The organism is Rhizobium sp. PP-F2F-G48, assembly GCF_004342335.1.
GTDB lineage: Bacteria > Pseudomonadota > Alphaproteobacteria > Rhizobiales > Rhizobiaceae > Ferranicluibacter.
On the sequence record NZ_SLVH01000004.1, the window covers coordinates 110,146 to 122,395 of the forward strand.

Below are 12,250 nucleotides of genomic sequence, written 5' to 3' on the forward strand. Positions count from 1 at the left end.
AGTATCATACGAAACCAGAATGATCAGCGCGCCACATCCTATCGTGACGCCATATCGTGAGGCAAGCTGCCATGACCGAGACGACCTTCGTTCAGAACGACGACATCCGTTCCGCCTTTTCCGCCGCCATGTCGGCCATGTACCGCACGGAAGTGCCGGCCTATGGCACGCTGATGGATCTCGTCGCCGAGGTGAACGGAGAGGTGCTGTCCTCGCATCCCGATCTTGCCGAGCGGCTTGCCGAAACCGATGCGCTGGAACGGATTTCGCAGGAGCGGCATGGCGCCATCCGGCTCGGGACGCCTGCGGAACTCTCGATGATGCGACGCGTCTTTGCGGTCATGGGCATGTTCCCGGTCGGCTACTACGACCTCAGCACCGCGGGTGTTCCTGTTCATTCCACGGCGTTCCGTCCCGTCGGTGCGAAGGCGCTGAGCCGCAACCCCTTCCGCGTCTTCACCTCGCTGCTGCGGCTCGACCTGATCGACGACGCGGACCTGCGGGCCGAAGCCGAGCGCGTGCTTGAGACGCGCGCGATCTTCACCCCCACTGCTGTCGCGCTGACCGAAAAGGCCGAGAGCGAAGGCGGTCTTGACGCTCAGGACGCCGCCGCGTTCGTCGAGGCGGTGCTCGAGACGTTCCGCTGGCACGACAAGGCGATCGTCGATGCGGGTCTCTACAAGCGTCTGCACGATGCGCATCGCCTGCTTGCCGACGTCGTCTCGTTCAAGGGGCCGCATATCAACCATCTGACGCCGCGCACGCTCGATATCGATGCGGTGCAGGCGCGCATGCCGGAGAAAGGCATTGCGCCCAAGGCCGTCATCGAAGGCCCGCCGACGCGGGCCTGCCCGATCCTTCTGCGCCAGACGTCCTTCAAGGCGCTGGACGAGCCGGTCTCCTTCCAGGACGAGACCGGCGCCTGGGTTGCCGGTTCTCACACCGCCCGTTTCGGCGAGATCGAACAGCGCGGCATCGCCCTGACGCCGAAGGGGCGGGCGCTTTACGATGCCCTGCTCGACCGCTCGCGCAACATTGTCCGCCCGGCAGCCGACGGCTCAAACGCCGCGGCCTACGAGCAGGCGCTTTCGGATGCGTTCAAGGATTTTCCCGACACGTGGGCGGGTATCCGCGCGGAGGGTCTCGGCTATTTCACCTACAGCCTGACGGATGCGGGCCGGCGCGTCGACATGTCCGGCGATCTCGACACGCGTCTTCGCGACGGGCTCGTGCGGTTCGATCCGATCGTCTACGAGGACTTCCTGCCGGTGAGCGCGGCCGGCATCTTCCAGTCGAACCTTGGCGATGCCGCCGCGCAGGATTTCTCCGCAAGCCCCAGCCAGCAGCAGTTCGAGGCCGATCTCGGCCAGGCGGTGTTGAACGAATTCGACCATTATGCCGAGATCGAAGCGGCATCGATCGCAGCCTGCCTTGCCGGCATTTCGGGACAGGCGACATCGCGCGCCGAGGCGGCAGAGTGACCGTGCGCGTCGTTCTGGGCGACGAGCATGTGCAGGCGCTGACGGCGCTGGTGGGCGAGCGCGGTTTCGTGTCCGACGCCGGCGATATGGCGGCCTACGAGACCGGCGCGCGTTACGATGCCGGCCGGGCGCTGGCCGTCCTGCGGCCGCGGACGACGGAAGAGGTGTCGGCCGTTCTTTCCTATTGCGTGCGACATGGCCTGCCGGTCGTGCCGCAGTCGGGCAATACCGGGCTCGTCTCCGGCTCGACGCCGGACGCGGCCGGCGGGCAGGTGGTGCTCAGCCTCGACCGGATGACCGGGCATTTCGTGCTCGATACCGACAATCGGTCGCTGGAGGCCGATGCCGGTCTGTTGCTGTCGGACGTCAACCGGCGGCTGGAGGCGTCCGGCCTGTTCTTTCCGATCGACCTTGGCGCCGATCCGCGCCTCGGCGGCATGATCGCCACCAATACCGGCGGCTCGCGTTTCCTGAAATATGGCGATGTCCGGCGCAATGTGCTGGGGCTGACGGTGGTGCTGGCCGATGCCGAGGGGACGATCCTCGAATTCGGGCAGGCGCTGCGCAAGAACAACACGGGCGTGGACTGGAAGCAGCTTTTCATCGGCACGTCCGGCGTGTTCGGCGTCGTCACCCGCTGCGTGCTCAATCTGGAACGCCTGCCGCTGCAGACCGCAACCGCCTATCTGGTGCCGGCAGGGCCGGAGTCGGTCATGCCGCTTCTGCGACGGATGGAAGAAAGACTGGGCACGACCCTGTCGGCCTTCGAGGGCATGTCGCGCAATGCCATCTCGGCGGCGCTCGATCATGTGCCGTCGCTGCGCAACCCGTTCCAGAACGGCGAAATCCCGGACTATGTGATCCTCGCCGAGGTCAGCCGGACGTGGCAGACGCGCGAAAGCGAGGAGCCTCTGGGCGATATGCTCGAATCCGTGCTGGCTGAAATCTTCGAGACGGAGGAGGCGCCGCTCGCCGACGCCTTCATCGGCCCGGCGCATGAAATGTGGGCTTTGCGGCATGCTCTGTCGGAAGGCGTCAAACAGTCCGGCCGCCTCATCGCCTTCGACGTCGCCTTCCGTCGCGGGGATATCATGGCATTCTGCGAGAGGATGAAGCGCGACATGCCGGAGCGCTTTCCGGAGGCGCGGATCTGCGATTTCGGCCATATCGGCGACGGTGGGGTCCACCTCAACATCGTCTTCCCGCGGGACGCGGAAGGGCTTTCCGACGGTTCGCTGGAAACGGCGCTTCGTGACTGGGTCTATGCCGTCGTCGTCGAGGATTTTGCCGGCAGCTTCAGCGCCGAGCATGCCATCGGCCGCAAGAACCAGCACTATTACGATCTCTATACGCCGCAGAAGATCAAGGACATGGCCTGCGGCCTTCTCCCCCTCACCTCGCCCGGCGGGCTCGGCACCGTTCGCTTCGGCTGATACAGTTTCAGGAGTTAAACCATGAATATCGCCCACAAGCCGCTCGATGTGGTTGCAGAGACAGGTCGATTGCTCGGCCTTCTCGGCGTCGATCCGTCCCTTCACACAGGCGGCGACATGGCGTCCTTCTCCCCGGTGACGGGTCAGGAGATCGCGCGCCTGAAAACCATCTCGGCAGACGAGACTGCCACGCGGATCGAGGCGGCGCACGAGGCCTTCAAGGCCTGGCGGCTGATCCCGGCGCCGCGCCGCGGCGAACTCGTCCGCCTGCTCGGCGAGGAGCTTCGCGCGCACAAGGCCGATCTCGGCCGCCTCGTGTCGCTCGAAGCCGGCAAGATTCCGTCCGAGGGCCTCGGCGAAGTGCAGGAGATGATCGACATCTGCGATTTCGCGGTCGGCCTCTCCCGCCAGCTCTACGGCCTGACGATCGCGACCGAGCGCCCGGGCCACCGGATGATGGAAACCTGGCATCCGCTCGGCGTCATCGGCGTCATCTCCGCCTTCAACTTCCCCGTCGCCGTCTGGGCCTGGAACTCGGCGCTCGCCCTCGTCTGCGGCAATGCCGTGGTCTGGAAGCCGTCGGAAAAGACGCCGCTGACGGCGCTGGCCTGTCAGGCCGTTCTCGAAAAAGCCATCAAGCGGTTCGGCGCGGACGCACCGTCCGGCCTGTCGTCCGTGCTGATCGGCGACCGGGGGATCGGCGAGGTTCTGGTCGATCATCCCAAGGTGCCGCTCGTGTCTGCCACCGGCTCCACCCGCATGGGCCGCGATGTCGGTCCGCGGCTGGCCAAGCGCTTCGCCCGCGGCATTCTGGAACTCGGCGGCAACAATGGCGGCATCGTCTGCCCGTCCGCGGATCTCGACATGGCGCTGCGCGCCATCGCTTTCGGTGCCATGGGCACGGCCGGCCAGCGTTGCACGACGCTGCGGCGGCTGTTCGTGCATGACAGCGTCTATGACGCCCTGCTGCCGCGCCTGAAAAAGGCCTATGGCAGCGTGTCCGTCGGCAATCCGCTCGAAAGCACGGCCCTCGTCGGCCCCCTGGTCGATCGCCCGGCTTACGAGGGCATGCAAAAGGCGCTTGAGGACGCCAAGGCACATGGCGGCAGCGTGACAGGTGGCGAGCGTGTCGATCTCGGCCACGCCGAAGCCTATTACGTGAAGCCGGCGCTGGTCGAAATGCCGGAGCAGGCAGGGCCGGTGCTGGAGGAAACCTTTGCGCCGATTCTTTATGTGATGAAGTACAGCGACTTCGACACGGCGATTGCGGCCCACAATGCGGTCGCGGCCGGCCTGTCCTCCTCGATCTTTACCCGCGACCTGCAGGAATCCGAGCGGTTCCTGTCGGCCGACGGATCGGATTGCGGCATTGCCAACGTCAATATCGGCACGTCGGGTGCAGAAATCGGCGGCGCGTTCGGGGGTGAAAAGGAAACCGGCGGTGGTCGCGAATCCGGCTCGGATGCCTGGAAGGCCTATATGCGTCGGGCGACCAACACGGTGAACTATTCGAAGGCGCTGCCGCTCGCCCAGGGCGTGTCGTTCGACATCGAGTAAACCGAACAATGGATAAGGGCGCGTTTGACGCCCTTATCCGTCAACTGGCTTCGGCCTTCGCCAAGGACAGCACGAAGGCGGCGAAGCGCTCGCCGGCCTCTTCCAGCGGGCCGCTATTGTCGATGGTGGTCAGATGCGGATCGCTCGTCATATCCGGCACCTGGCGGGCGAGCCGCTGGCGGATCTCAGCCTCGCTTTCCCGCGCGCGGGCAATCAGACGGGCGGCGATGACCTCCGGCGACGCAACGATATTGACGACAGCTACGCGCGGAAATGCCTCCCGAAATTTCTCAAGCACGGCGCGGCTGCCATTGGCCACGAGCGTGCGTCCGTCCTTGAGTTTGGCGTGACATGCGGCGGGAATGCCGTAGTGAAGGCCGTGGGCCTCCCAATGCACGGCAAACGCACCCTGCTCGGCACGGGCGCAAAACGCCTCGGGCGATATGGCTTCGTGATCCTCGCCCCCGGCGTCGTGCGCGCGCGTGATCACGCGGCGCACAAGCTCCACCTCGGTCGATCTCGTCTTCAGCCGGGTCATGGCATAATCGATGACGCTGTCCTTGCCGGCGCCGCTCGGGCCGACGACGACGATCATGGCGCCGGTGCCGCCTGTCGGGTGATCCGGGGTCATGCGACACGCCGCCCCTTGCGCCAGACGGAGCGGACGATGGGAACGCCACGTGGGCGCTCGACGCGCACGAGGTCGGCGCGGCGACCGATCGCGATCCGTCCCCGATCTTCCAGACCGACCGTGCGGGCGGGATTGTCGCTGACGAGCGCGATCGCTTTTTCCAGGCCGAAGCCCTCGATGGCATCGGCGAGCAGAAAAGGCGCGTGGATAAGGCTGAAGGGCACATAGTCGGAGGAGAGCACATCGAGCACGCCGCGCTCGGCAAGATCACGCGCAGCGATGTTGCCGGAGTGCGAGCCGCCGCGAACGACGTTCGGCGCGCCCATGAGAACGCTGAGGCCGGCATCGTGCGAGAGGTCGGCGGCCTCCAGGCTGGTCGGAAATTCCGCCAGCTTGACGCCGAGGTCGATCGATTCTTCGACATGGGCGACCGTGGCATCGTCGTGGCTGGCGATCGGGATGCCGCGGGCGGCGCAGAGCTCGGCAAGCGCGATGCGGTGGCGGGCGGAATTGCGTTCCGACAGCGCCAGCTGCTTCTCGACATAGATTGCGAAGGCCTCGTCCGAGAGGCCGCGCTTGATCTTGTAATAGAGGATGTACTGATCCATCGTCTGGAACTGGCGCTGGCCCGGCGCGTGGTCCATCAGAGAGACGAGACCGACCTTCGGATCGTCGCGGAAGGCGTCGAACTGGTCGAGCACATTGTCGGTCGAGACCTCGCAGCGCAGGTGGATGCGGTGATCGGCGCGCAGCCGGTTCTCATGCTCGGCCTCGGCCAGCGCATCGGCCATGGCGCGCATCTCGCCGGTGGCAAAGCCATCGTCGCCCTCCGCCGATCCCATGCGCAGACAATCGAAGACGGTGGTGATGCCGGAGGTGACGATCTGCGCGTCATGCGCCTGGATCGCCGCCATCTTCATCCAGCGCAGGCCCGGACGGGGGGAATAATGCGTTTCCAGGTGGTCGGTGTGCAGTTCGACCAGGCCCGGAATGAGGTAATCGCCCTCGAAGTCTTCTCCGGTGTGCAGCGAGCCGGTCGAGATATCGGCAATCTCGCCGTCGCGAACGAGGACGGATCCCTTGACGATTTCATCCGGCAGAACAATGCTGGCATTGGTGAAGATCTGCTCGATGGCCATCATTTCTCTCCTTCGATCGCGGCATCGCCCAGCGGCATCAGCGAGTGGACGGTAAAAGGACTGCCGCGCTTCGGCTCTATGAAGAGCGCAAGGGCGGTCACCGGCAGCGGCTTTCCGAGGAAACCGGCAAAGGCCTCTTCGAGTGCGGTGCGCATGGCGGGGCGCCGATCTTCCGGAACCTTGCCGGTCAGCGTCATGTGAAAGCGAAACGCGTCGAAGACATAGGGATAGCCCCAGGTTTCGAGATTCCGCCGCTCGGCCGGCGGCAGCGTCTCCGGCTTGCGCCGCTCCATGTCTTCGGGCGACAGGGCTGCCCGGAAGGGCTCGAACCGCCGCACGGTTTCGGCGGCAAAGCTCGCAAGCGCATCCGACGGCGCACCGGGAACGAGCGCGAAGAAAGGCCCGAGCTGTCCGAGCGTCAGGGACGGGATCTCGAACGGCTCGCTTTCGGCGGAGAACTCGTCCAGCGCTGCCAGCAGCTCGGCCTCCGTGCGGCCGGGCGCAAGTTCGAAGGGCGCCTTCAGCGTGGCGTGAAAGCCGTAGCGCCGTGGGTCTGCCGTCAGCGTGCCCAATTCTTCCGTCGAGAAACCGGGGACCTCGGGCGTCGGCACGCGACCATCGAGAAAGGCATCGCGGGAGAGCCAAGCTGATGCAGCCAGGGTCAGCGCGTCGTCTTTGGGGGGCGTGAAGTAAAGGGCGTAGCGCATCGCATCCTCATCCTGGCCGCTTCCGGCCTTCGCACGATCTTGCAAAGCCGTGGCAGTCTTTCCTGTTCCACATCATCCGAGCACCAGGAGACGCATGTCGAAGCAGATGTGGATTTGTACCGTCGTTGCGGCACGCGTGTCATTCTCGTGTGACGACGTCATGACATCGCGCCATGTTCCCACCTTCCGTCGCCTCGCCCGCGTTCCCCCGTCGGTATGCCGTCTTGAGAATCACGGAAAGTCGTCTTCCGCATGTCCTTAAAGCGCTTTCCCCGCCGGAGTCACCGGGGCGAATGCGCTCTCAAAGAAGCAAAGCCGCTATGCGTCAAATATGCCGCAGCCCGGGTATCGGTGCCTTTGTCTAAAAAGCTGTCATTCCGTCGGGAGATTGCCCAGGCCATCGATGGCGGCGATCACGACCGCCTCGAGCGGGCGATCGATATCGACCGTGACCACGAGGTCTTCGCCTGTCGGCGGTTCCAGCGTGGCCAACTGGCTGTCCAGCAATGTCGTCGGCATGAAATGGCCCGTTCGGTGGCCCATGCGGGATTCGAGGACGGCTCTGGTGCCGGTGAGATAGACGAAGGCGAGCCGCCCGCCCGCGGCTTGGCGCAGGTGATCGCGGTAGACTTTCTTCAAGGCGGAACAGGATACGACGACCGCGTGTCCCGCATCCGAACCCTCGTGCAGAGCCTTGCCGACGGCATCGAGCCACGGCCAGCGATCCTCGTCGGTCAGCGGCGTACCGGCCGACATCTTGGCGATGTTTTCCGGTGGGTGAAGGGCGTCTCCCTCGATGAAATCGGTTGCGAAAGCCTTGGCGATGGCCTCGCCGACGGAGCTCTTGCCGCAACCGCTCACGCCCATGACCACGACGGGCGCGGGAAGGTGGTTGGCGGCTGTCGCGTCGAGAGAGGTGTCGGGGGCGGAAGCCCCCGGTTTTCCCCCCCGTTTTTCCTGGCTGCTACCCTGCACTGTGATCATGCCATCTTTGCGTAGGCGGCAGCCATTTCGGCCATGCGCTTGATACGGATCGACGGCGCCTTGCCGGCGGTGCGGAAGGCCTCGAAACGCTCCAGGCAGACATCGGTCATCAAGGCCGTCGCGGGCTTCAGATAGCCGCGCGGATCGAAGTTCTCAGGCTTCTCCTTGAAGCATTTGCGGATCGTTCCGGTCATCGCAAGACGCAGGTCGGTGTCGATATTGACCTTGCGGACACCGAAGGGAATGCCGCGCTGGATTTCCGACAGCGGCACGCCCCAGGTCTGGGTCATCTCGCCGCCATAGGCGGTGAACAGGTCCTGCAGGTCCTGCGGCACTGTGGAAGAGCCGTGCATGACGAGGTGCGTGTTGGGCAGGGCCTTGTGGATTTTCTCGATCGTCTCGATCGACAGGATGTCGCCATCCGGCGCGCGGGTGAACTTGTAGGCGCCATGGCTGGTGCCGATGGCGACGGCAAGCGCATCGACGCCGGTCTTGGCCACGAAGTCGAGGGCCTGTTCCGGGTCCGTCAGCAGTTCCTCGCGCGTCAGCCTGCCTTCGAAACCATGCCCGTCTTCCTTGTCGCCCGCACCCGTTTCCAGATTGCCGAGGCAGCCGAGTTCGCCTTCGACCGAGACACCGGCCGCGTGGGCGATCTTCACGACTTCGGCGGTCACCGCGACGTTGTATTCATAGCTTGCCACCGTCTTGCCGTCGGCGAGCAGCGAGCCGTCCATCATCACGGAGGTGAAGCCGTTGGTGATGGCCGAGATGCAGGTGGAGGGCTGGTCGCCGTGATCGAGATGGAGGCAGATCGGGATATGCGGATATTCCTCGGCCGCGCCGAGGATCAGGTGCCGCAGGAAGCCGTCGCCGGCATAGGCGCGCGCGCCGCGGCTCGCCTGGAGGATGACGGGGCTGTCCGTCTTGTCGGCAGCTCGCATGACCGCCTGGACATATTCCAGATTGTTGACGTTGAAAGCCGGTACCGCGTAGTCGTTTTCGGCCGCATGATCCAGCAATTGCCGAAGGCTGATCAGTCCCATTCCCACTCTCCCCGTTGTGCCGGCCGCATTGTTCGCCGCCGCGATTTTCTCCGGGCGTCCTCTCGAGGTTACGTCGCCGTCCCTTGGAGCCGCTGCCGCCCGTTCCCTGTTGGTTGACCAGCATAAGGATCGCAACCGCTTTGGCAACGCTCAACGGTCAATCCGGTCGCTATTCGTCGCGGTGGTTGATTTTCTTTAGCTTTTGCTCACGGAAAAAGATGAAGAGACCGGAGGCGACGATCAGCGCGGCACCGATGACGACCGTCGGGCGTGGCGTGTCGCCGAAAAAGATCCAGCCGAAGACCACGGCCCAGAAAAGCAGCGTGTATTGCAGCGGCACGACGGTTGCGGCATCCGCGAGCTTCAGGGAACGGCTGACAAGCACATGGGCGAGCATGGCGACCACGCCGAGCAGGGCGGGAAGGAGAATGGTTGCGGGATCGAGCGGCTTCCAGCTGCCGGGAACGACGGCCATCCCGATCAGCGAAAAGACGAGAGAGCCGACGAACTGCCAGACCACCAATGTCGTATCCGGCGTGGTGCGCAAGGTGCGGCCGAGCATGATGGCAAAGGCGAAGCAGGCACTGCCGAAGAGTGCGACCAGGGCCGGAAGCGACAGGCTCTCGCGCGAAGGGTCGAGCGCGACGAGCACGCCGGCAAAGCCGATGAGGATCGCCGTCCAGCGCCGCCAACCGACCTTTTCGCCGAGCAGGAAGGGCGACAGCGCCGCGACATAGATGGGGGCCGCGAGCCAGTAGATCATCGCATCGGCGAGCGGCATGAAGCCGACGGCAAAGTAGAAGGCGGTGGCATCGATGGCAAAGAGCAGTGCCCGCAAGGCCTGCAGCCCCGGACGCTCGACGCGGATGACGCTCGATACGCCCCGGCGCAGAACGAGCGGCAGCAGCACGAGGAGGGCGGCGACACTGCGGATCGCCATCAGCTGCAGGACCGGATAGGTCTCGACCAGCCATTTTCCCATCGTGTCGTTCAGCGAGAACATCAGCATGCCCAGGAGCATGAAGACGATTCCAAGGCCGGCCGAATGTTGCAGGGTCGCCGGACAGGCCGGGGTGACAGGCGGAATGGCAGGCGGTTGGGGAGGCGCGGTGGACGACATGGCGGCTTGCTCGGCGGGATCGGAGATGAGGTCGGGGAGCAGGCCGGTGCGCGGGTCGGTGCGCGCTCGATCCGGCGCTGCAGGCCGCTCCGCCTGTTGCCACAAAAGGCAGGCATGATCCAGTGCCGGTTCGCGATGGTCTCATGACAAAAGGAAATGAGTTTACCCGTCGCGCGTGTCCCGACTTGACGTCGGGTGCGAGATGGATAGATAGTTCAGCAATCCCGCGCATACGACATCGACACTCGCGCGGGACGAACTTGGTGCCGGGCCCCTCTGGCGAGAGTTTTAACGGCGCTCTCGCGATGTCGGTACCGCCAGCACACTGAGCCGGCGGATGTAAATTCCCATGACAAAGAACGTCTTCACGACGATGCGTACCCGCGCGGGCACGACATCGGTCTTTGCGTATAACGCGTCCTCCCTCACCGGGGCGAACCCGGCTGCGGATGCGGCTGCAAACGGGGGAGCAGGCGCATGACCCCCTCCACCGAGACCCCGACCCTCAGCTATTTCACCTGGGCCTTCATCGTCACCGGCGTCGGCCTTGCGCTCGGCGCCTGGCTCGGCTGGAACGAGACCGGCACGATCGGCGGCATGGCCACCGTCTTCTTCATCTGTACGGTTCTCGCCGTGCTCGAAATCTCGCTGTCCTTCGACAATGCCATCGTCAACGCCAACAAGCTCAAGGACATGACGCCGGTCTGGCAGCAGCGCTTCCTGACCTGGGGCATCCTGATCGCCGTCTTCGGCATGCGGATCGTCTTCCCGCTCCTGATCGTGGTCATCGCCGCCGGTATCGGCCCGATCGATGCGATCATCCTCGCGGCCGCAAGGCCGGACGAGTATGCGCGCATCATGAACGACGCCCACCTGCCGATCGCAGCCTTCGGCGGCACCTTCCTGATGATGGTCGGTCTCTCCTACTTCTTCGACCATGACAAGAAGATCCACTGGATCTCGTTCATCGAAAAGCGTCTGTCGGCGGCAGCCAGCATCAAGGGCGTCGAAATCGCCTTCGTCCTCATCCTGATTCTCGCCTTCTCCGCACTGATCCCGGACGATGCGGCGACGCCGGACGTCGAAAGCACCACCTTCGTCTTCTCCGCCATCTATGGCCTCGTGACCTTCCTTGTCGTCGAAGTCATCGGTGGCCTGCTCGATGCGTCGCAGAGGACGATGAGCGAGGCGGCAAAGGGCGGTCTCGGAGCGTTCATCTATCTCGAAGTGCTCGATGCCAGCTTCTCGTTCGACGGCGTCATCGGCGCCTTCGCCCTGACGCAGAACCTGTTCGTCATCGCTATCGGTCTCGGTATCGGCGCCATGTATGTGCGTTCCATGACGATCATGCTGGTGGAGAAGGGGACGCTCGCGGAATATCGCTACCTGGAACACGGTGCGTTCTACGCGATCCTGATCCTGTCGGTGATCATGTACGTCCAGACGCTGGTGCATATCCCGGAAGTCATCACCGGGCTCGGCGGCGCGACGCTCATCGGCATCGCTCTCTGGTCGTCCATCCGGTATAACCGGAAGCATCACCCCGTGGGCGCAGACGCCGTCTCCCCTCATTGAGGATCGGCGGCAAAAGCCGCTTTTACGTTTTATTCTGCAACAGCCCGCGGTTCGAAAGGATCGCGGGTTTTTCATGTGCCGTGACCGACGCCACCCCCCGCACAAAAGCAAAGCCCGCCGGTCCGTCATGGACCTGCGGGCTTTCTGCAGCCCGGGATAGATCATCCCAGGCGGAGTATCGGATGCGACATCCTGTCGATAGCCGTTTCGAAGGGGGTATCAGCCGCGGCGATAGGGAGCCGGGAAGCTGGTCGGGTCGATGCCGAGGGTGCTGAGGTCGCGGGCCTGGGGGCGACGGCCGCCTTCGATGGCTGCTGCTGCTGCGGATGCGGCGCCGATAACGGCAAAGGCACGGCCGAAAATGTTACGCTTGCTGGTCATTCTCTTCGTCTCCTGTTTTCGTCTTGTGTGACCTTAAGATGGGCCTTCCAAGCCGCTTTCACAACGTACAAGAGTTCATTGCAGCCATGCGTGGCAAGCAAGACGGAGGTCTTAAGAGATCGTTACTTTGCAAGGCAGCGCAACGATAGTGCCGAACCTGTGTATCTTTACAGGAATTAAACCGATTATATTTGCTGGT

Annotated in this window: 11 protein-coding genes; 4 read left to right on the forward strand and 7 right to left on the reverse strand. The window is 64.2% G+C overall.

Features of this window, described 5'->3' with window-relative positions:
* Nucleotides 1-71 precede the first annotated feature (71 nt).
* From C8J36_RS11750 to C8J36_RS11760, 3 genes are read left to right on the forward strand one after another with little or no spacing between them, the layout of a single operon-like run.
* On the forward strand, nt 72-1,481 hold the full coding sequence (locus tag C8J36_RS11750) for a VOC family protein (protein WP_132535113.1): 1,410 nt from the start codon (nt 72-74) through the stop codon (nt 1,479-1,481).
* A 2-nt stretch (nt 1,482-1,483) separates the two neighbouring features.
* The gene (locus tag C8J36_RS11755) at nt 1,484-2,914 is read left to right on the forward strand and encodes an FAD-binding oxidoreductase (RefSeq protein WP_245506534.1); all 1,431 of its coding nucleotides are present in this window, start codon (nt 1,484-1,486) and stop codon (nt 2,912-2,914) included.
* Nucleotides 2,915-2,935: 21 nt separating this feature from the next.
* A complete protein-coding gene (locus C8J36_RS11760) occupies nt 2,936-4,471 on the forward strand; it encodes an aldehyde dehydrogenase family protein (protein WP_132535115.1) in 1,536 nt (511 codons plus the stop codon).
* Between the two features lie 40 nt (nt 4,472-4,511).
* Here the strand turns inward: C8J36_RS11760 and phnN are convergent, their stop codons facing one another.
* The 6 genes from phnN to C8J36_RS11790 form a co-directional block, all read right to left on the reverse strand.
* Nucleotides 4,512-5,102 carry a phosphonate metabolism protein/1,5-bisphosphokinase (PRPP-forming) PhnN gene (gene phnN / locus C8J36_RS11765; RefSeq protein ID WP_062593620.1) on the reverse strand — a complete coding sequence of 197 codons (591 nt, stop codon included), beginning with the start codon at nt 5,100-5,102 and terminating at the stop codon, nt 4,512-4,514.
* Nucleotides 5,099-6,241, reverse strand: coding sequence for an alpha-D-ribose 1-methylphosphonate 5-triphosphate diphosphatase (locus C8J36_RS11770; protein WP_132535440.1), 1,143 nt, complete (start codon nt 6,239-6,241; stop codon nt 5,099-5,101). Before C8J36_RS11770 ends, phnN begins: the two co-directional genes overlap by 4 nt.
* Nucleotides 6,241-6,948 carry a DUF1045 domain-containing protein gene (locus C8J36_RS11775; protein ID WP_132535117.1) on the reverse strand — a complete coding sequence of 236 codons (708 nt, stop codon included), beginning with the start codon at nt 6,946-6,948 and terminating at the stop codon, nt 6,241-6,243. Before C8J36_RS11775 ends, C8J36_RS11770 begins: the two co-directional genes overlap by 1 nt.
* Nucleotides 6,949-7,320: 372 nt before the next feature.
* On the reverse strand, nt 7,321-7,815 hold the full coding sequence (locus tag C8J36_RS11780) for a gluconokinase (protein WP_245506546.1): 495 nt from the start codon (nt 7,813-7,815) through the stop codon (nt 7,321-7,323).
* A 113-nt stretch (nt 7,816-7,928) separates the two neighbouring features.
* Nucleotides 7,929-8,975, reverse strand: coding sequence for a class II fructose-bisphosphate aldolase (fba, locus tag C8J36_RS11785; protein ID WP_062593624.1), 1,047 nt, complete (start codon nt 8,973-8,975; stop codon nt 7,929-7,931).
* A gap of 169 nt (nt 8,976-9,144) precedes the next feature.
* Nucleotides 9,145-10,095: a DMT family transporter gene (locus tag C8J36_RS11790; protein ID WP_132535121.1), complete on the reverse strand. Its 951-nt coding sequence runs from the start codon at nt 10,093-10,095 to the stop codon at nt 9,145-9,147.
* Between the two features lie 477 nt (nt 10,096-10,572).
* On the opposite strand from C8J36_RS11790, the gene C8J36_RS11795 reads away from it, so the two are divergent.
* Nucleotides 10,573-11,670 carry a DUF475 domain-containing protein gene (locus C8J36_RS11795; RefSeq protein WP_062593626.1) on the forward strand — a complete coding sequence of 366 codons (1,098 nt, stop codon included), beginning with the start codon at nt 10,573-10,575 and terminating at the stop codon, nt 11,668-11,670.
* A gap of 219 nt (nt 11,671-11,889) precedes the next feature.
* Here C8J36_RS11795 and C8J36_RS24920 read toward each other — a convergent pair whose 3' ends face one another.
* Entirely contained in the window at nt 11,890-12,051 is a 162-nt protein-coding gene (locus C8J36_RS24920) for a hypothetical protein (RefSeq protein WP_165915037.1), read from the reverse strand.
* Nucleotides 12,052-12,250 lie beyond the last annotated feature (199 nt).

Bases quoted from the DNA above. Each gene is read 5' to 3' on its own strand.
- C8J36_RS11750 (WP_132535113.1), top strand. From the start codon at position 72: ATGACCGAGACGACCTTCGTTCAGAACGACGACATCCGTTCCGCCTTT.
- C8J36_RS11760 (WP_132535115.1), top strand. From the start codon at position 2,936: ATGAATATCGCCCACAAGCCGCTCGATGTGGTTGCAGAGACAGGTCGA.
- phnN (WP_062593620.1), bottom strand. From the start codon at position 5,102: ATGACCCCGGATCACCCGACAGGCGGCACCGGCGCCATGATCGTCGTC.
- C8J36_RS11770 (WP_132535440.1), bottom strand. From the start codon at position 6,241: ATGGCCATCGAGCAGATCTTCACCAATGCCAGCATTGTTCTGCCGGAT.
- C8J36_RS11775 (WP_132535117.1), bottom strand. From the start codon at position 6,948: ATGCGCTACGCCCTTTACTTCACGCCCCCCAAAGACGACGCGCTGACC.
- C8J36_RS11780 (WP_245506546.1), bottom strand. From the start codon at position 7,815: ATGGGCGTGAGCGGTTGCGGCAAGAGCTCCGTCGGCGAGGCCATCGCC.
- fba (WP_062593624.1), bottom strand. From the start codon at position 8,975: ATGGGACTGATCAGCCTTCGGCAATTGCTGGATCATGCGGCCGAAAAC.
- C8J36_RS11790 (WP_132535121.1), bottom strand. From the start codon at position 10,095: ATGTCGTCCACCGCGCCTCCCCAACCGCCTGCCATTCCGCCTGTCACC.
- C8J36_RS11795 (WP_062593626.1), top strand. From the start codon at position 10,573: ATGACCCCCTCCACCGAGACCCCGACCCTCAGCTATTTCACCTGGGCC.
- C8J36_RS24920 (WP_165915037.1), bottom strand. From the start codon at position 12,051: ATGACCAGCAAGCGTAACATTTTCGGCCGTGCCTTTGCCGTTATCGGC.